We start from the raw sequence: 25,209 nt of genomic DNA on the forward strand, positions 1-25,209 counted from the left end.
TAAATACTTACCCAATGAAAAAAATATTATTCCTATTTATTACAGGACTGACTGTCAGCGTCTCATATTCTCAGGAAGTTTCTGACGCTGTACGATATGCACAAGACAATTTGACCGGAACTGCAAGATTCAGAGCAATGAGCGGTGCTTTTGGAGCTGTTGGAGGAGATTTATCTGCCATTACTGTAAATCCTGCCGGATCTGCCGTATTTAACAATAATCAGGTTGGAGTTTCTTTTAGCAATCAAAATATTAAAAACAACTCTAACTATTTCGGAACTCAAACTTCTGATAAAGAGAATTCTTTTATTTTAAATCAAGCCGGAGCTGTTTTTGTTTTTAAAGACCATAATCCAAATAACGGATGGAACAAAATTGCGATTGGCGCCAGTTACGAAAACACTAATAATTTTGACAATAATGTTTTTTCTGCCGGCACAAATCCAACAAATTCTATTGGATCATATTTTGTAAATTTTGCTAATGGAATTGAATTAGGAAACATAACCGGAATTCCTTACAGAGATCAGTTTTACAACGAACAACAGGCTTACTTTGGATATTATGGACACGTAATTAATCCTGTTAACGAAAACAGTAATACAAACACACAATACACATCAAACGTTCCTGCAGGTGGAAACTACTATCAAGAAAATGGAATTCACACAAGCGGATACAATAGTAAATTAAGTTTCAATATTGCAAGTTCTTACAAAGACAGACTTTATTTCGGAGCAAACTTAAATGTTCACGTTACAGATTATAGGAGATCAAGCAGTTTTTACGAAGATAACTCTAATCCGTTACAGCCTACTGCAACTATTTCTAATTTACGTTTCAATAATGAACTTTACACATACGGAAACGGCTTTTCTTTTCAGCTAGGAGCTATTGCAAAAGTAACAGAAGCATTCAGACTTGGTTTAGCCTATGAATCGAATACCTGGTACAGTCTTTATGACGAAGTATCTCAAAGCCTTGGCACAACAAGACAAGCAACTGGAGGACCGGAAATTTTTGAAAACATAAACCCAAACGTTGTAAATGTATACGAATCTTATACATTACAAACACCAGGTAAGTTTACTTTCAGCGGTGCTTATGTTTTTGGAAAATCAGGCTTAATTAGTTTAGATTACTCAATTAAAGACTACAGCAACACTAAATTTAAACCAACAAACGATGCGGGCTTTAGAGGAGTTAACAACGACATCAGCAATCAGCTTACTACTGCCGGGGAATTAAGAGTTGGTGCTGAATACAAAATAAAACAATTGAGTTTACGAGGCGGATATCGTTTTGAAGGAAGCCCTTATAAAAACGGAACTACAATTGGAGACTTAAACAGCTATTCTGGAGGTTTAGGGTATAGCTTTGGTTCTACAAAATTAGATCTGGCTTACTCTTATTTAGAAAGAAAATCTAACCAAGGTTTCTTTACAACAGGACTTACTGACGGCGCAAACATTACATCAAAGTTAAACAATGTGACTTTGACCTTATTATTTGAATTGTAATTAAGAATAAATAGATGAATGGAAATTTCCGTCAGGTTTACTTGGCGGATTTTTTTTGACTGAAAATTACTAGAAACCTTTATAAAAAACATCGAAATGAAACCGAAACAAGCGGTGTTTGAATAAAAAAGTGTAATTTTGCACTCCAATTTATAAAAGTATGAGAACCAAGTCTTTAAAAAAGAACAAAATTAACGTAATCACTCTTGGGTGTTCAAAAAATGTATATGACAGTGAAGTGCTTATGGGACAACTTCGTGCTAACGGAAAAGAAGTTACACACGAAGCCACTGCTAAGGATGAAGGAAACATTATTGTAATTAACACTTGTGGATTTATTGACAACGCGAAAGCTGAATCAGTAAACATGATTTTGGAATATGCTGATAAAAAAGACAAAGGTTTAGTTGATAAAGTTTTCGTTACCGGATGTTTGTCTGAACGTTACAGACCTGATTTAGAAAAAGAAATTCCAAATGTGGATCAATATTTTGGTACAACTGAGTTACCTCAATTATTGAAAGCTTTAGGAGCCGATTATAAACATGAATTATTAGGAGAAAGATTAACTACAACTCCTAAAAATTATGCCTATTTAAAAATTGCCGAAGGATGCGACAGACCTTGCAGTTTCTGTGCAATTCCGTTAATGAGAGGTTCGCATGTTTCTCAGCCAATTGAAAAATTAGTTAAAGAAGCACAAGGTTTAGCAAAAAACGGCGTTAAAGAATTAATATTAATTGCTCAGGATTTGACTTATTACGGTTTAGATCTTTATAAAAAGAGAAATCTGGCAGAATTATTAGAAGCTTTAGCAGCTGTTGAAGGAATTGAATGGATTCGTCTGCATTATGCTTATCCTACCGGTTTCCCAATGGATGTTTTGGAATTAATGAAACGCGAGCCAAAAATTTGTAATTATATTGATATTCCATTGCAGCATATTTCAGATTCAATTTTGAAATCAATGCGTCGTGGTACAACTCAGGCTAAAACAACTCAGTTATTAAAAGATTTCCGTGCTGCAGTTCCGGGAATGGCAATTAGAACTACTTTAATTGTAGGGTATCCAGGAGAAACGCAGGAAGATTTTGAAATTTTGAAAGAGTTTGTTCAGGAAATGAAGTTTGACAGAATGGGATGTTTTGCATATTCTCATGAAGAAAACACTCATGCTTACTTACTTGAAGACGATGTTCCGGACGATGTAAAACAGGCAAGAGCAAATGAAATCATGGAGCTTCAGTCTCAAATTTCATGGGATCTAAACCAAGAGAAAGTTGGACAAGTATTTAGATGTATCATTGACAGAAAAGAAGGTGCTCATTTTGTGGGAAGAACAGAATTTGACAGCCCGGATGTTGACAACGAAGTTTTAATTGACGCATCTAAGCATTATGTAAAAACAGGCGAATTTGTTAATATCAAGATAATTGAAGCAACAGAATTTGATTTATACGGAGAACCTGCTTAAATTTACCGTAAACAATTGCTAACGCAGACAAAAATATTTTTATGAAACCTATACAAAACTTAATTATTTTAGTTTTTACTTTATTCTGTTTCAACTCTGTTTCTGCCCAATACGGAAATGGATATGGAAATGGTTACGGCGGGTACGGTAACGGTTATGGCGGATATGGAAGAGGCGGCGGAATGGGCATGGACAGAAGCATGATGTCTGGACCACAAGCCAACACCAGTAAACCAAAAGAAATTCCTGTTGAAGAAACTGCAGCTAAAATTGTTGAACAAATGAAACCGGCTGTTAATCTTGACGAACTTCAGTCAATTGCAATTACAAATGTTTTTGCTGACGGCTTAAGAGAACAAGGAATTCTTTTAAAAAATGAAAGCAGCTCTCAGGATCAGAAAATGGAACAAATGAAAGCTTTGAAAGAAAGCATGACAAAAAAAATCACTGCTTTTTTAAATCCAGATCAGGTAGAAAAATACACTGCTTTTATGGAAAATTTTAAAGAAATCAAAAAGCCAAAATCTAAGAAGAAAAAAGATAAAGACAATAAAGAAGAAGAAAAACCAGCTGAAAAAATTCAGGAATAATTGTTCCAAACTTCATAAAATGTAAACTATCATGGTAAGAAAACTTTTTTGTTATCTGATCTTAGCAATTATCATAACTTCTTGCTCAACGAATCCATATAAGACTACTGAAAAGGCATACGACCAGCAGTTAAAGACTTTAGAAAATCAAATTACAAGCAAAGAAGCTCAGGCAATACCGTCTATAAGTCCGGTTATTATCGACACTACTTATGCATCGCAGCTTGGTATTATAAAAGATACTTTATCAAAAACAGGTTCTACTTCTTTATTAAACGGAATTAGTACAGAATGGATTGGTACTGTAAACTTTAATTTAAGAAAACCAAGTTTTGTAATTATTCATCATACTGCACAGGATTCTTTGCAGCAAACTATCAATACATTTACAAAAACAAGAACTCAGGTAAGTTCTCACTATATTATTTCTGAAAATGGAAAAGTAGTTCAAATGCTGAATGATTATTTAAGAGCATGGCACGCAGGAAATTCAACTTGGGGAAAAAACACTGATTTGAATTCTTCATCTATAGGAATTGAACTTGATAATAATGGTTTTAAACCTTTTACAGAAGCTCAGATAAGCAGTTTGGTTGCTTTGTTGACAAAACTAAAAAAAGATTACAACATACCAACTCAAAACTTTTTAGGTCATGCTGATATTGCACCAGGAAGAAAACAAGATCCAAGTGCTTTATTTCCGTGGAAAACATTAGCCGAAAAAGGTTTCGGAATCTGGCCTGACGCTGTTCTTGAAGAAGCACCATTTGATTTTAAAATTGAACCTGCATTAAGAATTATTGGTTATAACACTAAGAATCTTTCGGCAGCAATTCAGGCTTTTAAACTGCATTATATTCAAACCGACACAACTGCAACGCTTGACCGCAAAACAATTGATACGATATATTCTATATATAAAAAACAGATTCAGTAAAGACATCAATTAATAAATATATAAACGCATTTCTAATTTTATAGGAATGCGTTTTTTTTTTTAGCCGCAGATTAAGAGGATTATAAAGATTATTATTCTCTTCACTAGGCCTATTTTTTGCCTCGAATTTCACGAATTTTTACTAATTATTTACAGAGTAACAAGTACGTAAAAATGTATTTCAAAGTTTGTGTAAAGAAAATTTGTTAAAAATTTTTCATCCTGCTGTATAAAAACAAGCAAAATTTAATTCGCGGCAATTCGTGAAATTCACGGCAAAAAACCTCAACCAAAGATTAAACAATCAATTTAATTCTTTTATCTCTAATCTATTAGAAACAGCAATAAAAAAGCTGCCAAAACATTAATATGTTTCGACAGCTCCAAAAAAAAAAAAAAAATATCAATCTTTATCTCTAGAAAGAGTATGTTGTAGCAATTAATCCGAAGAATGAACCTCCTGTTGGAGCACCGTCTTTATCTAAAAAGATATCTTCAGAAGCAGCGTCGTATCTTAACTCGGGAATTATTGTCAATTTCCCTACTTTATAGTTTAATGAAATTGTATTAGCAAATACACTTGATCCTGTTAATGTTCCTAAACTTGGAGCAGCATCTTTAGCATCAAAATATTCCATTCTGTAAGCCAATAACAATGATGGGCTGAATGAGTAATTTGCGTATCCTACTAATGAGAACCATTCGCCGTCTAATGTGCTGTCAAAATCATGTTTTGTTTTAGCATAGGTTGCATTTAAACCCAATCCAAAACTATCGCTGATAGTTTTTGAAGCAGTTAAATCGAACTGTGTTTTATTTTCATTTGAAACAGGAATCAAACTTCCCGGCGTAGGGTTTGTACTTCCTGATGTAAAATTTAAATAAGCACTTCCAGTTTCACCTATATACCCAACTTGTCCGATATATGTTTTTTGGCTTGATCCGGCATCCATTGCAGATTTAAAGTCAGTTGGGTTGGTTATACCCAGCATGGCAGTAAATTTACCTGCAGTATATTGTGCTTTTACCCCTGTATTAAAAAATGGCCCATAAGAGAAAGCGTATGACATACTGTAGTTTTTATTGTCTACAGCATCTAACACTTCGTATCCAATGTGAGTACCAAAACTACCTGCAACCACTTTAAATTCGTCTGTAATCTGGTAAGTAAAAAATAATTGTTTAATTAAAAATTTAGCATTAATATCTTTATCTGTTGTTTCATTGTATGAAAATTCCCCTGCTCTTTTCCCGAATCCTAAGTCAACAAAAACAGAAGCTTTTCCGAAAGTATGACTTGCTTCGATCGAAGCCATTCCTAATTCAAATGAATCCTGTGAGTTGGTAAAGCTCGTTAATCCATTCATTTGTTTAGAAAAATCATATTTATAGTATGCATCTGCAGACCCTCCCCAAGTTGTTGCCGGCGGAGTTGATGTTTCATCCTCTTGCGCAAAAGCAAAAGAACTCGTTAACGTGGCAGCTAAAACGTAAAATACTTTTTTCATGTGTTAATTGGTTTTTAGTTATTAATTGATTTTGGTTAGTTAATCTTTTATATATCTATTTAATAGTATAAGTCATTTTTAAAACCTTGAATCTTCCCCTAAAACCTCTTCATTTTCATTAGCGAATTTATTAACTTTTGTATGAGTAGAATAATTGAAAACTACTTTTTTGACGTTTTCAATGAAGAATTATGGATTACAAAAATTAAACTGCCAATAATTGTTATTTGGCATTTATAGCGTTTTGTTTTTGAAAAATCAACAACGCATTTCAAACCTTAAAACCAAAAAATACAGGGTAATTTAAAATTTACAATGAAAAAACAGACACAAAACAGACTTAAAAACAATTTCAAAAACAAAATACCCCATAAAAAAATGGGGTACTGATTAAAAAATAAAAAAACAACAAACAAAAGGACTTAATTTTACACTTATCAAAAACCTCACAAACAGACAATAATTTTTCCTACAAAAACACATACTCAAATTCACTCATTAAAACATGCTTGACTATCAAATTTTAGAGAATACAAAAACAAAAAAGCCTGCTCAAATTTGAACAGGCTTTCAATTTATACAAAGAGCTTTTTATCACTCTTGATTATTATATTTTCTTAAAAACTCTCTAACCTCTATTCCAGATTCTTTTAAATCTTCATCTTTCCACTTCCCTTCAGATTTTGCTGATTTTTTCAGAATAGAACATGTTTCGTCTTTATCAGAAACTGACCAGGTAATCCAGCTGAGTTTTTTAGCCTCCATCCAGTCAATATATTCCTGCCAGGCTTTTACATTTAGCGGACCGTCTCCAGAAGCTTCCATCCCTGCTGATTCTGAAATAAAAATTGGCAGACCTCTTTTTATTGCTTCATCTGTTTTATCTCTTAAATCTTTACCATGTGTTGCTGCATAAAAATGCATGGTATACATTATATTGTTGTATCCTAAAATTGGATCTTCTGCCGGAAGGTCAACATCCTGATCCCAATGCGGACTTCCAACCAAAATAATATTATTTGGATCATTTTCTCTAATAACGCGTATTACTTCCTCTGAGTAGGTTTTAACTTCCCACCAGGTTTCATAATCGGGTTCATTAAATATCTCATATATAATATTAGGATACTTGGCATATTTTTTAGACATCTCGGCAAAAAATTCTTTTGCCTCTTTAAGGTTGATATTATGACTGTGCCAATCGATAATTACATATATATCTGATTTTATGGCACCGTTTACAACAGCTTCTATTTTTTCTTTTGAAAACTTCGGATCTTTTATATAGGAGTATTCTCCAAGTTCAATTCCCATTGCGGCGCGAACCACATTGCATTTAAAATCTTTTTTCAGCCAGCTTACTGCTTTTTCATTGTAAAATCTCGGCCACATACTATGCCAGCCAAAACTTAAACCACGCAGCACTATTGGCTGATTGTTTTGATCTACCAATTGAATTCCTAAAACACTTAACTGGCCATGTTCTTTTACAAACTGTGCCTGCGAGAAACAACAGATTAATAAAAGAGCCGCTGTAATTAAATTTTTTTTTAACTTAATCATATCATTATTTTTAAAGAGATAGTTTCAATGTTATGCAGTCATGAGAAGCTAACTCTGCCGTAAAGTTCTTTTTGGTGCTTCCTGCTTCTTTATTTGTCCAAAGATTTTTTAGCTTGAATGCTGTTTTATTAAAATCAGCTTCGTAACCAAAATCAACATCTTTAAAAGTATTCTTTTTCCAGTCGAAATTAATCTTTTTAGAAACATCACTTCTATTTAAAAAAGTTACTGCCCAATTTCCATCAGACAAAGGTTTTACCCAAACTTCTAAACCGTCTTCAGCAGAATGTTTAAATCCTTGTATTCCTAATTTATCCTGATTTATCGCGATTAACTCCTTGTTTGTTAAAATTGCCAAGGTTTCTTTAGACATTTTTCTATAGTCATTTCCGGTAAACAATGGTGAAGAAAGCATACACCACATAGCAAAATGCGATTTATCTTCGGTATCGTTCATTTCGTTGCCTACTTCCATCATATCAAAATCATTCCAATGATCCGGGCCGGAATATTTACGGATATCTTTTCGCATTTCGGCAATTTTCATGAATCCCCACGAAGACCAATTTTCAGGATGTTTGAATTCGCAGTCAAAACAAGGATAAATATCGCCGGATATTCTCCAAAGATTTCCAACTGGTTTACCCCACTCCCACGGCTGATTATCACCCCATTCGCAAAGACTGAAAACAATTGGTCTTCCAGCAGTTTTTAAAGCATTACTCATTGTGGTATAAGCTTCTGGCGCTGTTATGCCTTTTGTATTACACCAATCGTATTTTAAAAAATCAATTCCAAGTTTGGCATAAAAACGAGCATCCTGATATTCGTAACCGCGAGTCCCGGGATATCCTGCACAAGTCTGCGTACCTGCGCAATTATACAACCCAAATTTTAAACCTTTGCTGTGTACATAATCTATAAGAGCTTTCATTCCGTTAGGAAATTTAGCCGGATCAGGAACCAGATCGCCATTTGCATCACGTTCCTTTGTCATCCAGCCGTCATCTAAAACTATATAATTATAGCCTGCAGCAGCTAAGCCAGACGAAACCATAATATCTGCTGTTTCTTTTACCAGTTTCTCATCTATATTAGCTGCAAAAGTATTCCATGAATTCCATCCCATTGGCGGTGTCATGGCAAGACCTTCAAATTTACCTCCTGTTTGTGTGTGCGTATTTCCTTGGCTGAAGCCAAAATTAAATGAGCTCAAAACAGCTAATAGTACTATTGTTTTTTTCATTTTACTTTATTTTTGATATTTTGTTTATTATGGGCTTATAGAAATATTTAAATAATATATAAAAAACTCCAAATCGATGTCTCGAATTGGAGTCCTTTCTTTTAAGAAGAACATTTTTTTAATTCACAGCTAAGTTTTTAGTCTTCACAGTTCCATTTGCGTATGTTATCTGAAAAATATAAACACCAGTAGTTAATGACGGTATAGCGTTTCTAAGCGGAATGGATGTGTATGAATTCGTTAAAGAAAAGCTTAGTTTTAAAACACCTGAACTGTCATAAATTCTGCATGTTGCTACAGATTGTGAAGAAACTGCATTTGCTGTAATTGTTATATTACCATTACTATATGGGTTTGGTGACAACGTAAAATCATAATTTGTTCCCGGATTAGGAGTAGTATTAGCACAACCTGTTAAATTTAATGAAACCGAATTACCGTATGAAGTCGATGACAAAGTATTTGACTGACATCCTGATATTGGGGTTGTTTCTGTTATATTATATATAAAATAAGGCTGTCCGTTTAATGGCAGTTTTAATTCGAAAACATTTTTAGAGGTTTGAGTTATTACAATACTTGCATCTGCTATAGTTGGTGTAATTGAAAAATTGGTATTTGAACTCGGGTTTGGATTAGGAGTTACTGTTAGTACTATAATATGATATTGAGATGTACAGTAATCATTTGTTTTTGAAACTACATAACTAGGCTGTACGGGCATTTGCGGTGAAATAAACGCTAATTGTCTTTTTGCAACTACTACACCGGCATTTTTAAATTGTGCAGTAAGAGTATCTCCTGTGGCAATAAATCCCGGGCTTTTGTATACTACTTTAGAAAGAGACAAAGGCGACGGATTTCCTGTAAAGGTTACTGCAGGATCTGTACACGACCATACTACTTCATCATATACTGTATTTGCCGGAGCAGTAACCGTGTAAGTGGGATTTGAAGCTAAACAGTAAGGATTTAAACCTAAAATTTCCTGAGCATTTAAATTAAAGCTCATTAAAATTAAGATAAAGCTCAACAAACGAAGTTTTTGTTTTGTTGAAAACTGAGAGTCATTTTTTTTCATAATTTTTTCTTTTTGATTTGTTAGAAGGAACTAAATTTAACCAGAAAAAAACATCAAAAAAGATACTATTTTTTCAAAAAACAATACTAAAACAACTATATAAAAACCTCAATATCAAAACAATAAAAAAATATTCCCTAATTGAGTAGATTAGGGAATATTTAAACAAAACTCAAAACCAAAAAAAAATGATTTTTATTTTAAAACAAATCCCATGTCATCCATAAGAATTGTATTTCCTCCAAAATTTCCAGATTCCTGAAGTGTCAGCTGATCAAATGTTGTTGGATTTCCAATTTCAGAAAACGGAATTTCAATTGTAGTCCATTTGTTCGTCAATGTTTTTTTAATCTGATAAGCCCATCCTCCAAAAACAAATATTACACTAGCATCTGTTTTTGTAGAAACACTTTTTACTTTTACTCTAAATGCTTTGTATTTTGAAACATCTCTTGAGTTAAATTTCATATCAGCTCCGTTCCATCCTCCAAAAACAAATTTAATTGCAGCTTGTCCCTGCACTACATCATCTTTAAAGTTTGTATCAAAAACATCATCTCCATTCCACATCCAGTGGCCTGCATCACCTTGCATAACATCGTCGTACAGAGCCGATCCAACCGCTTCTTCAGACGTAGTTGTTCCTGAGATATTAGTAACACTTACATATTTATCTGCTGCATTTGCCGGCATTTTAAATTTAATCTCTGTTAAAGTTGAAGAAACTACCTCAGCCTGAGTTGTTCCTACCTTAACTACAGGATCCAGGAAATAATCTCCATATATTGTAACAATATCACCTTCGGCCGCATTGATAGAATTAAAGCTGTTAAACTTAGGCGTTGGCGGCGCGATAACAAAATCATACAAAATTGTACCTTGATTTGTAACCAGTTTCAATTTATTACTTGCATCTGCATAAGGTGTTTTTTCATCAATTAAAACAAAAATTGCAGTATCTGTAACCAATGTTGGATTGAAATAAGTATCAAAATCATTAAAGTAAATTTTTGTTACTCCAGCAAGACCTTTACCCTGAATGATATAGTAATTTTTTGGATCACCAATTGTAACCGGAACTAAATCACCTTCTACAGATTTTGAAATGCTTGTAATTACAGGCGCTCCTGAACTGCCGGAAGAATCGTCATTATCGCATGATGAAAACACATTCAGTACCATAAATGCCATCGTAATGAAAGGCAAAAGGTATTTTATTTTTATATTTTTCATATTAGTCAAATTTTAGAAATTATTTAAAAGTATACGGAACTGGTGCCTGCAATAACTTAGGGTTTTTAGCCACTTCGTTGTCCGGATAATCCATATAGAAATCATTTGTTGCGTGATCTTCACTATACACAGGTGTATAATGCTGTGCTGCATATCTGTCTCCTCTATTTTGTGCCGACATAATTGCGATTGCTTTTGTTTTGTCGATACGTCCTAAATCAAACCAATAATCTCCTTCAAAACATAATTCTTTCCTTCTTTCTAAAAATATATCGTCAAAAGTAACTGAAGTCAAATCTGTTAAACCTGCTCTTTTTCTAACCGCATTGATTGATCTCAAAGCTGATGCATCTGATGTGCTTGCTCCTCCTGCCAAAACTGCTTCTGCATGAATCAACAACAACTCAGCATAACGCATTACATAGGTATTATTATCCATCATAGCCCATGCATCGGCTTGACCGGTAACATTTCCGTTAACCACACCAATACAATATTTTTTAATTGCACCTCCAGATGCCTGGGCAAGATCTTTACCAGTTGGAACTGTAAATCCTATTCCTTGTGTGGTTTTAATTGTTGGGTAAACATCTCCTGCCACCATTACAGTTTCGTGCTTTCTTACATCTCCTGCATCATATAAAGACAAAAGCACATCTTGGCTAGGACCAAAAACTCCCGCATAAGAAGCGTTTGAAGTTGACAATGTTCCATCCTGAAATCCGAATTGTGTATTACAGTTATTTGCAGATCCGTAATTACCATCACCTTTCCACTGAATAGCAAAAATAGATTCCTCATTATTATTGTTTGCATATGTAAACAAATCCGCAAAACTTTTACCAGGAAGCTGATCTCCTCCTAAAAGCTTAAACTCACCGCTGCTGATAACAGTCTCTGCCATTGCTCTGGCTTTTGCATAATCTTTTTGGTACAAATACACTTTTGCCAAAAATGCTCTTGCAGAACCTTTAGAAACGTGTCCGTTATTAGCATAATTTGTCCCTCTGTTTTTTTCTACCAATAAATCAATCGCTTTTAAATAATCTGATGTAATTAATGTATAAACATCTGCAACCGTATTTGTATTTACATAAGGATTACTTGTATAATCTAATGGGTTTTCGATAATTGGCACCGGCCCCCAAAGTCTTACTAAATCAAAATAAGCAGTAGCTCTCATAAAATAAGCTTCACCAATAGTATTATTTAATACATCCTGAGATACTGCCGGACCAACTCTTGCAGAAAGAAAATTAATAATCATATTAGACTGCTGCACATTTGCCCATAAAGCCGACCAGCCGTTTACTAATTCAGGGTCGCTTCCATTTAAAGAAAATGTTCTAATACCACTTACGTCTGGCGAACCAGAATACATATTTCCTGAACCAACTTCTAATGCCCACCAAAACTTATTATACATTTGAAACCAGGTTCTGCTGTACATACCATTTGTTGCCGATGCTACCTGATCGTTTGTACTGTAATAAGAATCTAAACTTATTCCGTCTTCAGAAGGTCTGTCAGTAAAATCATCCTGACAAGATCCGAAAGTCAAAAATGCCACTGCCATAAAAAGCAGGCTGTATCTATTTAAAAAAGATTTCTTTTTCATTTTTCTTTAATTTTTAAAATTCTAGGTTAAGTCCAACTAAAAATGTTCTAGCTACCGGATATCTTCCGTTGTCAATTCCTGATAAAAGCACATTTTGATTAAATGAACCAATCTCAGGATCGTAACCTGAATATTTTGTAAACGTATACAGGTTTTGAGCAGATCCGTACAATCTTAATCTTGATATTTTATATTTTGAAATTACATCTTGAGGTAAAGAATATCCAAGCGTAACATTTTGAATTCTTAGGTAAGAACCATCTTCAACATAACGATCTGAAATAAGCAGGTTATTGTTTGAAGAATTTGCAATTGGTCTTGGGTTATTACTTGCCGTATTAGTTGGTGAATAATAATCTAATGCTTCTACTAATTGATTATCATATAATGAAGCATTTGTTGTACCTGCTCTTTTCGTCAAATTCATAACATCATTTCCGTATGATCCCTGAAGAAAAATAGAAAGGTCAACATTTTTGTATTTGAAATTGTTAGTGAATCCGTAAGTGAATTTTGGATGCGGGTTTCCGATGAAAGTTTTATCATTAGCATCAATTTTTCCGTCACCATTCACATCTACATATTTAACATCTCCCAAAGCAGTTTCTCCAGCTCCCGTTCCTACAGCTTGTCCAAATTGCAGCGGTGCATTGTTTAAAACCGTTTGATCTTTAAAAATTCCATCTGTTTTATATCCGTAAAACAATCCAATTGGGTTTCCAATCGTAGTGTTGGTAACTACAACCGGCTGATATCCGTTAGTATTAACCTCCTGAGTCAATACAATTCCGTTTGCGATTTCATCCAGATTATTTTTGTAATGAGAAATAACCAAAGAAGTATCCCAATTAAATTTTCCAGTAGATCTTAAATCGTATCCCAAAGTAATATCATACCCTTTATTACTCATTGTTCCTAAGTTAGAATACGGAGCAGAAATTCCTCCATACTGTCCGCCGCCGCCAGTAAGATATAAAGGCAATGGCACCTGAAATAAGAAACCTTTTGATTTTTTGTCATAAACATCAAAACTTGCAGAAAGTTTATTATTAAACAACGTAAAATCGATACCTAAATTCGTTTGGTTCAATGATTCCCAAACTAAATCAGGATTTGGATAATTTGATGGTAAAAACCCGCTTCCTAAACCTGAATTCTGCGCTCCTAACATAGCTGAATAACTATTGTTTGGAATTTGCTGATTTCCGGTTTCTCCATAACCCACTCTAAATTTAATATTGTCAATATATTTACGAGTTCCTTCCATGAAAGATTCGTTAGATAATTTCCAAGAACCAGAAATCGCATTAAAAACCCCTTTCTGGTTAGCTGTAGTTGGATCGAATTTAGAAGAAACGTCTTGTCTTATAGAAGCCGTAATACTGTACTTATCATTGAAATCATAAATAATACGTGCAAAAAGAGACGAAAGCGAAGCACTTCCTTTATATTGTGTAATCGTATTATTATCTACATCAGCTAAATTAATGGTATGAATTGAATTTGTTTTGAATCCCTGCGCCGATGCAATTAAACCTTCCCAATGAGAATCATTTGCTTCCTGACCTGCTAAAAGGGTAATTTTATGTTTACCGAAAGTTCTGTCGTAAGTCAATAAATTTTTAATGTTTGTAGAATACCAGTTTTGTCTTCTTACATCTAAATCCGCTAATAAATTTACCTGGCTTCCCCATGCATAAGAAGGTCTAAAATCGTCGTTTTCAGAAAACTCTGTGTTTGCAGCAATCTCGATACGATATTTTAATCCTTTAAAAATATCAGCCTCAGCATAAATATTTCCTAAGAAATTTTTTCTAACTAATTTATTTTCTCTGGTTAGTGCCTCAGCAACAGGATTATAATAAGTAACACTTTGCTCAGAAGTTGGCGGCCCGGCAAATGAACCGTCAGTATTTCTAACCGGAATATCCGGAGATTGCAATAAAGTATTAGAAATTAAACCTGAGTAACTTTGGTTTACTGTAATTTTTTCATTTGTAATACCTCCAGTTAAATTACCTCCTACTCTTAACCAAGATTTAATTTTTGAATCTAAGTTTAATCTAACTGTATATCTTTTTAATCCAGAGTTGATAATAGTTCCTTCGTTATTTAAATAACTTCCAGACAAATAGTAGCTCGTTCCGTCTTTAGCTCCCGAAAATGAAAGCTGATGACTGTTTGAAATAGCAGTTCTATATACCTCATCCTGCCAGTTTGTACCATTACCTAACAATTCAGGATGAGAAAATTCCTGACGAGTCTGGAAGCCCCATTGTTTAGCCAAATTTGTTTTTAAAGTTGCGTATTCTGACAGCGTTAAAACATCTAATTTATTAGCTACAGTTGCAAAAGAAGTATAGTTTTCATACGAAATTTTTCCACCGCCTTTTCTACCAGATTTAGTCGTAATAATGATAACACCATTTGCACCGCGAGATCCATAAATTGCAGTTGCTGAAGCATCTTTCAAAATATCCATCGACTCAATATCATTTGGGTTAATCATAGATAACGGGCTCATTGCTGTATTACCGCTTCCTCCAGAAGCAGAAAACCCATCTTTACCTGCCAGAGTCTGACCGCTGGTAGATTTACCAGTTGCATCTCCTGAAATTGGCACACCATCAATTACATACAAAGGTTCGTTTGTTCCGGTAATAGAAGTAGTTCCACGAACTCTAACAGACGCTGCACCACCCGGCTGTCCAGAGTTATTAGTAACCGAAACCCCGGCTGCTTTACCCTGAAGCATCTGATCGATAGAAACTTGTTTTAGATTTTCAATATCTTTTGATCTAACCGAAGATATAGCACCATTTACATCTTTCTTTTTCTGAGTTCCGTATCCAATTACAACAACTTCTTTTAAGTCTTCTGAAGTTGATTTTAAAGAAATATTGATTTTTGTTCGGCCTGCAATGGCAATTCTTTGAGAATCAAAACCGATAAAAGTTACGACCAAAGTTCCGTTTGAAGGAGCATCAATGCTATATTTACCATCAAAGTCTGAAGATGCAGTATTTTTAGATCCAACAACAGAAATGTTGGCTCCGGGAATTGTCATTCCCTTATCATCAGACACTATTCCTGTTATTTTAACCTGGGCAGTAATAAAATTACTAGTCAACAGCAAGAATAAAATCAAAGGAACCGCTCTGTGGTTAGCATTCCAATGAATAAAGTTAGTCATTAGTTTTTTCATAATAAATGTTTGGTTAGTTTAAATTTGTTTTAATCATAATTAAGCAATAAAGTGGTGTGATTTATCTTCTAAATTATTTAACAAATCTATAACACAACGAAACATCAAATCGATAGTATTACATCATTTAATGATAATATTTTTACTATACAGGCTTAAAAAAACATATATCAAAATAAAACTGTGTAAAAAATACATTATTCGCAATGACACAACTTTATTCCTTAAAAATTATGCATAAAAAGTAACGAAATCATCAAAATCAAACGATTTCGTTAAAAATAATATTTACTTGTGCAAAAAAAGTATCATTATAATATACGCTTCAATCCAGAAAAATCTTCCCTGTATTGGCTTGGTGTACAATTTTTAATAGCCTTAAAACTGCGATTGAAGTTCGCAATATTATTAAAGCCGGATTTAAATGCAACTTCAGAAACACTCATATCTTTCTCTACAAGCCAGCGCGCAGCATATCCAATTCTGATATCATTTATATAATTAACAAAAGTTTTTCCGGTGCGCTTTTTTATAAATCGGTTAAAAGAAATAATCGACATACTGGCAACATTCGCTACATCTTCTAAAGTAATTTTTTCAGCAAAATGTTTTTGTACATATTCATATACCAGTTTCATTTTATCATAATCATCAAACTTATCATAATCTACCGTATAAGTAGAAAGCAGTCTTTGATTTCTTGAATTGGCAAGATCATATAATAAGGAAGTAATTTCTAAAAAATAATCAATACCATCCAGTTTAGAAAGCCTCACAAGCCTTGGCGTCAATTCTTCAGCTGTTTTTTTAGAAAATAAAATTCCGTGAATCGAACGATTAAACATATCCCGAATTGGGTTCATAATACGTCGTGCAAGCAAAGATTCATGAAATAAATCATTATGAAACTGAATCGTAATTTCATGTATTTTTTTATTTGTGCACTTATTCAGTTCCCAGCCGTGATATAAATTTGGACCAATTAAAACTAATTCGACGTTATCAATTTCCTCAATATTATCACCCACAACACGCCTTACTCCTTTTCCATTTAAAATAAAATTAATCTCAAATTCAGGATGATAATGAACCGGAAAATCAAAACTGTCTTTTACTCTGTCAAAAACCAAAAAACTATCTCCGGCAGAAAGCGGCGCGATCTCTCTATAAAAATTTTTAGCTGTACTCATTTTCTTAAAAACTGTTTTAGCAAAATTAGATTTCTTTTTTCCTGCAATAATATGATATATAATTGATAAAATAATATTGATTAAGCTATAAACATACATTTATCTTTGAAAAATAAAATTATCAACTTTACAAAAACAGTATTAATAATAAACAATAATCATTTTTAATACTTGACCTTTTTATAGTTTTAATAATTTTATCAGGAAAACAATACTGAATTACAAATAGACAAAAACAGCTTCAGCAGCTATCTGCAAATTTCCAGCAAATAGTAGAAATACGCTGAAAAACAATATTTTCACGAAATGAAAAAATACTTTTACACGCTTTTAATCACTGCTTTTATAGGAACTTCCTGTTCTGCCCAGCATAACAATAGTAATACGAATTTGTCACTTTCAGATAAAAAAGCAACAGCCGAAACCGTTCTTCTATATAAAAACCTAAACAAACTGGTACAAAAAGGATATCTTTTTGGTCATCAGGATGACCTTGCTTATGGTGTAAACTGGAAATATGAAAACAACCGAAGCGATATTAAAGATGTTGCCGGAGATTATCCCGCAGTTTACGGCTGGGACATTGCTGGTTTAGAAAAAGATGATGCCAATAATATAGACGGCGTTCCTTTCGAAAAAATGAAGCAATATATTATCGAAGCCAATGAAAGAGGCGGTATTTCAACCATAAGCTGGCATTTTGATAATCCCGCAACAGGAAAAAATGCCTGGGACAATACTCCAAATTCACTAAAAACAATTTTACCAGGAGGCGAAAACCATCAAAAATTTACTTCATGGCTTGATAAAGCCGCCAATTTCTTTCTTTCGTTAAAAGACAAAAAAGGAAAAAACATTCCAATTCTTTTTAGACCTTATCATGAACTTACCGGAGGCTGGTTTTGGTGGGGAAAAGGAAATTGCACTCCCGAAGAATTTAAAACAGCATGGAAATTTACTTTTGATTACCTTCAGAAAAAAGGCATTCACAACTTAATTTATGTATACAACACCAGCAGTTTTAATACAAAAGAAGATTTTCTGGCAAATTATCCCGGCGATGATTTTGCCGATATTATAAGCTTTGATTCTTATCAAAACAATAATGATAAAGACGGACAAAAATTTATTGAAGAAGTTCAAAAACAATTGAAAATCATCGACGAAATTGGTCATGAAAAACATAAATTAACAGCCATTGCCGAAGCAGGTTACGAAGCTGTGCCAGATCCAAAATGGTGGACAGGAACTCTCTCTAAAGCCATTGGCGACTATAAAATTTCGTATGTTCTATTGTGGAGAAACCACGGCTGGCAGGAAAACGAAAAGAAAATGCATTATTATGCTCCCTTTAAAGGACAAGTAAGCGAAAAAGACTTTATTGAATATTACAATCTCGACAAAACCCTTTTTGAAAAAGACATAAAAAAGCTTTAAAATAATTACCAGACTCAAAAATCAAACCTTAAAATAACCACTCAATGCACGACAAAATTAGTTTAAAAGAAAAAATTGGTTACGGACTTGGAGACGCCGCTTCATCAATGTTCTGGAAAATCTTTAGTATGTATCTTTTGTTTTTCTACACCGATATTTTCGGACTAGCACCTGCCATAGTAGGAACTATGTTTTTGATTACCCGAATTTGGGATTCCTGCTTTGACCCAATTGTTGGCATCATCGCAGACAGAACCAAAACAAAATGGGGAAAATTCAGACCTTACTTATTATGGGTTGCCGTGCCTTTTGCCGTGATTGGAGTTTTAACTTTTTATACACCAGATTTTGACGAAAAAGGAAAAATAATCTACGCCTATGTAACGTATTCTTTAATGATGATGATTTATTCCTTAATCAACGTTCCATACGCATCACTTTTGGGCGTAATGTCGTCTGACAGAAAAGACAGAAATACTTTATCCTCTTACAGAATGGTTTTTGCTTTTGGTGGCAGTCTTTTAGCCCTTTGGCTTATTGAACCTCTTGTAAATTATTTCGGCGGAAACCTAAATTCTAAAACAGGCTGGCTCGCTACTATATCTGTTTTTGGAGTTATTACAACCCTATTTTTCTGGGCTTGTTTTTTCTTTACAAAAGAAAGAGTAAAACCTATCGAAAACGAACAATCAAACTTAAAGGAAGATTTAAAAGATCTTTTAAAAAATAAACCATGGTGGATTTTATTAGGAGCCGGAATCGGGACTTTGGTTTTTAATTCCATCAGAGACGGTGCAGCCGTTTACTATTTCAAATATTATGTAAGCAGTAACGTAAATTTTGACTTTTCGCTTTTCGGCACCGATTTCCACATGACACCAACCTCAATTTATTTGGTTTTGGGACAGGCAGCCAATATTATCGGAGTTATTATCGCGACACCAATTGCGAATAAAATTGGTAAAAAGAAAACCTTTTTTGGCGCTATGGCAATCGCAGCTATTCTAAGCTTGATTTTCTATTTCTTCGGAAAAGAAGATGTATTCTTAATCATGAGCTTTCAGGTTTTAATCAGCATTTGTGCCGGCTGTATTTTCCCTTTAATCTGGTCAATGTACGCAGACAGCGCCGATTATTCAGAATGGAAACAAGGACGCAGAGCTACAGGATTAGTTTTCTCAGCCTCGTCAATGTCACAAAAATTTGGCTGGACTATTGGCGGAGCCGGAACCGGATGGCTTTTAGGATACTACGGTTTTCAGGCCAATGTCGAGCAGACTGCTGTAACCCAAAACGGAATTCAATTAATGTTAAGCATACTTCCTGCAATCGCAGCCGCAATATCAGTCGTTTTCATTTTATTCTATCCACTATCCGAAGAAAAACTGCAGACAATTGAACAAGATTTAAACGAAAAAAGAGACCAGGCAAACTAAAAAAATAAATCAGATACCGAAATCAAAGAATATGACAACAATATCCTCTGCGACTACTTTTCAAAACCGAAAAGCAGCATTAGAAAAAGAACATAAAACATTAATCGAGCAAAAAAATGCTCCGCAGGAAAATGCCGGAAACGGAATTTATCAGCGTTATCAAAATCCTGTGGTTACCGCATCACATGTTCCGTTAAACTGGCGTTTTGATTTAAATGAAAAAACAAATCCGTTTTTACAGGAAAGAATCGGGATGAACGCCGCTTTCAATGCCGGAGCCATGAAATGGAACGGAAAATACCTTTTAGCCGTTCGCGTAGAAGGTATTGACAGAAAATCATTTTTTGCCATTGCAGAAAGTCCAAACGGCGTAGATAATTTCAAATTTTGGGACAAACCGTGCGTAATTCCTCAAACCGAAGAACCAGACACCAACGTTTACGATATGCGTTTAATAAACCACGAAGACGGCTGGGTGTATGGTATTTTTTGCACCGAAAGAAAAGACCCAAAAGCCCCAAAAGGCGATACAAGTTCGGCTGTAGCCAATGCAGGAATCGTACGCTCAAAAGATTTAGTAAACTGGGAAAGACTGCCGGATTTAATTTCGAATACAGGACAACAGCGAAATGTAGTTTTACACCCTGAATTTATAAACGGAAAATACGCCCTTTATACACGTCCGCAAGACGGTTTTATAGATGTTGGTTCTGGAGGCGGAATTGGTTTAGGATATGTTGATGACATGACAAATCCTGTTGTAAAAGATGAAAAAATCATTTTTGGAAAACAATATCATACCATTTATGAATTAAAAAACGGACTTGGCCCTGCTCCTATTAAAACCGAAAAAGGCTGGTTACATCTTGCACACGGAGTTCGTAACACCGCAGCTGGATTACGCTATACTTTGTATATGTTCATGACTGATTTAAATGATATTTCGAAAGTAACTCACGTTCCCGCAGGTCATTTTATGGGTCCGGAAGGTATCGAAAGAGTTGGTGATGTATCAAATGTTTTGTTCTCTAACGGATGGATTGAAGATGAAGACGGAACTGTTTATGTGTATTACGCATCATCAGACACAAGAATGCACGTTGCCGTTTCTTCTGTAGAAAAATTAGTCGATTATGTTATCAATACTCCGGCAGATACTTTTATTTCAGCAGGTTCTGTTGAAACGATAATCAATCAGATTGAAAAAAATAACGCAATATAATAGAACGTGCCAGCAAATCTAAAACAGCTTAAATCTGAATTGACAGCCGAACTTGACTCGATTTTAAATTATTGGTCAAAACATACGCTCGATAATCAAAATGAAGGTTTTGTCGGGCAGATTGATTTCAACGATCACATTGTTGCCAATGCAGAAAAAGGTTCCGTTTTGAATTCCAGAATTCTATGGACATTTTCATCCAGTTATCAGATCACAAAAAAAGAAAACCACAAAGAAATTGCAAAAAGAGCTTTCGAATATCTTTCAAAATATTTCTACGATCCTGAATTTAACGGGCTTTTTTGGAGCATAAACGCTGATAAAACACCAAAAGATACTAAAAACCAAATCTATGCCTTAGCTTTTGCTATTTATGGATTATCTGAATATTATGTTATTTCTCAAGATCAAAAAGCTTTAGAAACTGCTGTTAATTTATACAAAAGCATACAAAAATACAGTTACGATCCTGTAAACAAAGGCTATCTCGAAGCTTTTACACGCAATTGGCAGCCCATTGAAGATTTACGTTTAAGCGACAAAGACGCCAACGAAAAAAAGACGATGAATACACATTTGCATATTATTGAAGCGTATGCCAATTTGTTTAAAGTCTGGAAAGATGAAACACTCAAAAAAGACAGCATCGAACTATTAGAAACAATAGAAAAACATTTTATTAATACCGAAACCGGACATCTTCGTTTGTTTTTTGATGAAAACTGGATCGAAAAACCAGACGTAATTTCATACGGACACGACATCGAAGCAGCCTGGCTTTTATTGCAATGTGCAGAAGTTTTAGAAGAGGAAAACCTAATTGCCAATTATAAAAAACACGCTGTTCAAATTGCCGAAGTTACCAAAGAAGGATTCGATACCGATGGCGGATTATGGTACGAGTTTGAACCTAAAGAAAACGAATTAATTGCCGAAAAACACTGGTGGGTTCAGGCAGAAGCGCTGATTGGTTTTTACAATGCCTATCAATTAACAGGAAATGAAGAATATCTGAAGATTGTTTTTGAAAACTGGAATTTCATTAAAAAACACATTTTGGATCATAAAAATGGTGAATGGTTCTGGGGAATTCATAAAGATTATTCACTCATCCAAAAAGACAAAGCCGGATTCTGGAAATGTCCGTATCATAACAGCCGTGCCTGTTTAGAGCTTATTAACCGAATTAAAACCTAAAAAAAATGAAGACTGCATTTCTTAAAACAGCATTTATAAGCCTCACTGTTCTAGCATTTATAAGTTGTTCTTCTGATAAAGAAGCAGATCCTGTCATCATAATCGATCCGGTGGTAGAAGCAGATCCTTTAACAACTCAAAATACCGCAACATTTATGGTCGATGCAAATGCGACAAAAGAAACCGTGGCTTTATTTTATAATTTAAAAAGACTTGCCAAAACTAAAACGGCAATTGGCCAGCAAGATGCATTTAACAGCTTTTACCAGGATGTCGGCGGAGATTCTGACATCAAAAAAAACACAGGCTACGATCCGGCAGTTTTAGGTTCAGATTTCATGTTTATTACAGACAAAAACAATAATAGCCAAGCAGATAACTGGTATTATCAGCAGGAACAAAAAATTGTAAGCGATGTGAAAGCAGCTTATGCAAAAGGAATAATCAACACGTTTTGCTGGCATTTGAGAGAGCCTAACAAAGAAGAATCTTTTTATGCCGCCGATATGACTTCCGAAGAAAAAACAACCGCTTTTAAAAGCATTTTACCTGGTGGAGCAAACAATGAATGGTACAAAAAGAAATTAGATAAAATAGCCAGCGTTATTTTAAATCTAAAAGGTTCTAATGGTGAATTGATTCCCGTAATTTTCAGACCCTTTCATGAATTTGATGGAAGCTGGTTTTGGTGGGGTGCCAGTTTTTGCACGCCCGAAGAATACAAGCAGGCTTTTCAGTTTACTGTTGATTATTTAAAAAACACAAAAGGCGTACAGAATATTCTCTATGCTTTTTCTCCTGATAATTCATACACAACCGAAGTCAATTATTTAAGCCGTTATCCGGGCGATAAATATGTCGATATTATAGGAATGGATAATTATGGAGATTTCAATAACCAAGGTCAAACAGGATCTGACAAAGCAAATGCAAAACTGAAAATTCTTTCTGATTACGCTAAAGCAAAAGTAAAAATCGCAGCTTTAACCGAAACAGGTTATCGCGTTACCAGTAGAACGCCGGCCATTACAGATTGGTTTTCGACTTTATTATACAACGCTTTAACCAAAAATGATATTCAGATAAGTTATGTCATGTTTTGGAACAATAACAAAGATGGCTATTACGTACCAACTGGCTCAGTTTCTAACGCAGCAGATTTTAAAACGTATAGTTCTAAAACAAAATCAGCATTATTAAACACACTGCCTAAAATGTATGAAATGCCGAAATAATATTGTACCGCAATGGCACACAGATCAAACGGATGCAGCAGGTTTTTCATTGTTGACAACTTAATGATAGATTTTAAAAGCTTATAAATAACAATCTGTTTCAATCAGTAAAATCAGCGTGCCATTAAACAGCTTAAAAAACAAACCATGAAAAATAAACTTCTCAAAACCTTCAGCTTATCTTTAATTTTCTCCATAATTGCTTGTCAGGCACAGGAAAGAATTACTGTAAAAGGAAATGAATTCTTTAAAGGTGATAAACCTTACGCTTACATTGGAACCAATTATTGGTACGGAAGCATGCTTGCCTCAAAGAAAATTGGCGATCGAAAAAGACTGCTTCGTGAATTGGATGTAATGAAGAAAAACGGAATTGATAATTTGCGTATTTTAGTTGGGGCTGATGGCGGAAAATACGATTTTACAGTTCGTCCAGCATTGCAATACGAGCAGGGAAAATATGACGAAGATTTATTAGACGGATTGGATTTTCTTATCAGCGAAATGAGCAAACGTAAAATGTATGCCGTTTTATACCTAACCAATAACTGGGAATGGTCTGGCGGAATGTCACAATATTTAGAATGGAATGGTAAAGGCGCAATTCCAGTTCCGAATATTCCACCAAATACCTGGCCTCAATTTATGTCGTATACAGAACAATTTCACAGCTGCGAACCTTGCATGGAAGCACTGAACAATCATGTAAAATTTATTATTGGCAGAACAAACGCTTATTCTAAAAAGAAATACAACGAAGACAATACCATTATGTCTTGGCAGGTTGGAAACGAACCTAGGCTTTTTACGATAGAAAATGAAGCAAAATTCACCAAATGGCTCAATAATATTGTGGATTTGATCGACAGTTTAGACAAAAATCATTTGGTTTCTACAGGTTCTGAAGGAAAAAACAGTTCTAATGACAGTATGGAAATCTTCGAAAGAACACATAAAAACCCAAATATTGATTATTTAACGATGCACATCTGGCCTAAAAACTGGAACTGGTTTAAAGCAGATAATGCCGAAGCTACAATACCTGCAACAATAGAAAATGCTGGTAAATATATTGATGCCCATATTAAAGTGGCAGACAATTTAAAAAGACCAATCATCATTGAAGAATTTGGACTTCCGAGAGAAAATGAAAACTTGAATGCAGGAGCATCATCTATTTACAGAGATAAATTTTACAGTTATATTTTTGGAAGAGTTGCAGAAAGTGTCAAAAATAACGGTCCTTTAAGAGCTGCAAATTTCTGGGGTTACGGAGGCGAAGGAAAAGCAATTCACCCTGATGGGAAATGGAATCCCGGAGAGCCTTTAACAACAGATCCGCCGCAAGAACCACAAGGTTTAAATTCGGTTTTTAATGAAGATAAATCAACATTGGAAATTGTCAAAAAATACAATTTAGAATTGAAGAAAAAGTAATTTCTCCATATAAGCTGAAATTAAAATTCCGTAAGAATGATTTATATTGCAGCAACGGATTTCAATCCGTTGAATAAAAA

General features: G+C 34.3%; 18 protein-coding genes. 10 read left to right on the forward strand and 8 right to left on the reverse strand.

The window, feature by feature from the left end; genetic code table 11:
* Positions 1-14: 14 nt before the first annotated feature.
* From FJOH_RS25535 to FJOH_RS25550, 4 genes are all read left to right on the forward strand, one after another.
* Entirely contained in the window at positions 15-1,520 is a 1,506-nt protein-coding gene (locus FJOH_RS25535) for an OmpP1/FadL family transporter (RefSeq protein ID WP_012026906.1), read from the forward strand.
* 160 nt (positions 1,521-1,680) lie between these two features.
* Complete coding sequence (gene rimO, locus FJOH_RS25540) at positions 1,681-2,994, forward strand: 30S ribosomal protein S12 methylthiotransferase RimO (RefSeq protein ID WP_012026907.1); 1,314 nt, start codon at positions 1,681-1,683, stop codon at positions 2,992-2,994.
* A gap of 41 nt (positions 2,995-3,035) precedes the next feature.
* On the forward strand, positions 3,036-3,584 hold the full coding sequence (locus FJOH_RS25545; RefSeq protein ID WP_012026908.1) for a hypothetical protein: 549 nt from the start codon (positions 3,036-3,038) through the stop codon (positions 3,582-3,584).
* Between the two features lie 31 nt (positions 3,585-3,615).
* Positions 3,616-4,521, forward strand: a complete 906-nt coding sequence (locus tag FJOH_RS25550) for an N-acetylmuramoyl-L-alanine amidase (RefSeq protein WP_012026909.1) — start codon at positions 3,616-3,618, stop codon at positions 4,519-4,521.
* 416 nt (positions 4,522-4,937) lie between these two features.
* On the opposite strand, the gene FJOH_RS25555 is transcribed toward FJOH_RS25550, so the two are convergent.
* The 8 genes from FJOH_RS25555 to FJOH_RS25590 all read right to left on the reverse strand — a co-directional run bounded on the left by FJOH_RS25555 (position 4,938) and on the right by FJOH_RS25590 (position 17,165).
* Entirely contained in the window at positions 4,938-6,029 is a 1,092-nt protein-coding gene (locus FJOH_RS25555; protein WP_012026910.1) for an outer membrane beta-barrel protein, read from the reverse strand.
* Between the two features lie 594 nt (positions 6,030-6,623).
* Entirely contained in the window at positions 6,624-7,592 is a 969-nt protein-coding gene (locus tag FJOH_RS25560; RefSeq protein WP_012026911.1) for a glycoside hydrolase family 5 protein, read from the reverse strand.
* 10 nt (positions 7,593-7,602) lie between these two features.
* Complete coding sequence (locus FJOH_RS25565; protein ID WP_012026912.1) at positions 7,603-8,838, reverse strand: glycoside hydrolase family 27 protein; 1,236 nt, start codon at positions 8,836-8,838, stop codon at positions 7,603-7,605.
* A gap of 118 nt (positions 8,839-8,956) precedes the next feature.
* Positions 8,957-9,919 (reverse strand): T9SS type A sorting domain-containing protein, encoded by a 963-nt coding sequence (locus tag FJOH_RS25570; protein WP_012026913.1) that lies wholly within the window; start codon positions 9,917-9,919, stop codon positions 8,957-8,959.
* A 195-nt stretch (positions 9,920-10,114) separates the two neighbouring features.
* Positions 10,115-11,152, reverse strand: coding sequence for an IPT/TIG domain-containing protein (locus FJOH_RS25575; RefSeq protein WP_012026914.1), 1,038 nt, complete (start codon positions 11,150-11,152; stop codon positions 10,115-10,117).
* Between the two features lie 19 nt (positions 11,153-11,171).
* Positions 11,172-12,770 carry a RagB/SusD family nutrient uptake outer membrane protein gene (locus tag FJOH_RS25580; RefSeq protein WP_012026915.1) on the reverse strand — a complete coding sequence of 533 codons (1,599 nt, stop codon included), beginning with the start codon at positions 12,768-12,770 and terminating at the stop codon, positions 11,172-11,174.
* Between the two features lie 13 nt (positions 12,771-12,783).
* Positions 12,784-15,975 carry a SusC/RagA family TonB-linked outer membrane protein gene (locus tag FJOH_RS25585; protein WP_012026916.1) on the reverse strand — a complete coding sequence of 1,064 codons (3,192 nt, stop codon included), beginning with the start codon at positions 15,973-15,975 and terminating at the stop codon, positions 12,784-12,786.
* 311 nt (positions 15,976-16,286) lie between these two features.
* Positions 16,287-17,165 carry a helix-turn-helix domain-containing protein gene (locus FJOH_RS25590; protein ID WP_012026917.1) on the reverse strand — a complete coding sequence of 293 codons (879 nt, stop codon included), beginning with the start codon at positions 17,163-17,165 and terminating at the stop codon, positions 16,287-16,289.
* 306 nt (positions 17,166-17,471) lie between these two features.
* Between FJOH_RS25590 and FJOH_RS25595 the strand changes: the two genes are divergently transcribed.
* From FJOH_RS25595 to FJOH_RS25620, 6 genes are all read left to right on the forward strand, one after another.
* Entirely contained in the window at positions 17,472-18,602 is a 1,131-nt protein-coding gene (locus tag FJOH_RS25595) for a glycoside hydrolase family 26 protein (RefSeq protein ID WP_012026918.1), read from the forward strand.
* Positions 18,603-18,646: 44 nt separating this feature from the next.
* Positions 18,647-20,038: an MFS transporter gene (locus FJOH_RS25600; protein WP_012026919.1), complete on the forward strand. Its 1,392-nt coding sequence runs from the start codon at positions 18,647-18,649 to the stop codon at positions 20,036-20,038.
* Positions 20,039-20,069: 31 nt separating this feature from the next.
* Positions 20,070-21,260 carry a glycoside hydrolase family 130 protein gene (locus FJOH_RS25605; protein ID WP_012026920.1) on the forward strand — a complete coding sequence of 397 codons (1,191 nt, stop codon included), beginning with the start codon at positions 20,070-20,072 and terminating at the stop codon, positions 21,258-21,260.
* 6 nt (positions 21,261-21,266) lie between these two features.
* Positions 21,267-22,457 (forward strand): AGE family epimerase/isomerase, encoded by a 1,191-nt coding sequence (locus tag FJOH_RS25610; RefSeq protein ID WP_012026921.1) that lies wholly within the window; start codon positions 21,267-21,269, stop codon positions 22,455-22,457.
* Positions 22,458-22,462: 5 nt separating this feature from the next.
* Entirely contained in the window at positions 22,463-23,692 is a 1,230-nt protein-coding gene (locus FJOH_RS25615) for a glycoside hydrolase family 26 protein (protein ID WP_012026922.1), read from the forward strand.
* A 147-nt stretch (positions 23,693-23,839) separates the two neighbouring features.
* On the forward strand, positions 23,840-25,129 hold the full coding sequence (locus tag FJOH_RS25620) for a glycoside hydrolase 5 family protein (RefSeq protein WP_012026923.1): 1,290 nt from the start codon (positions 23,840-23,842) through the stop codon (positions 25,127-25,129).
* Positions 25,130-25,209: the final 80 nt, after the last annotated feature.

Origin of the sequence: Flavobacterium johnsoniae UW101 (genome assembly GCF_000016645.1) — a bacterium.
Taxonomy (GTDB): domain Bacteria; phylum Bacteroidota; class Bacteroidia; order Flavobacteriales; family Flavobacteriaceae; genus Flavobacterium; species Flavobacterium johnsoniae.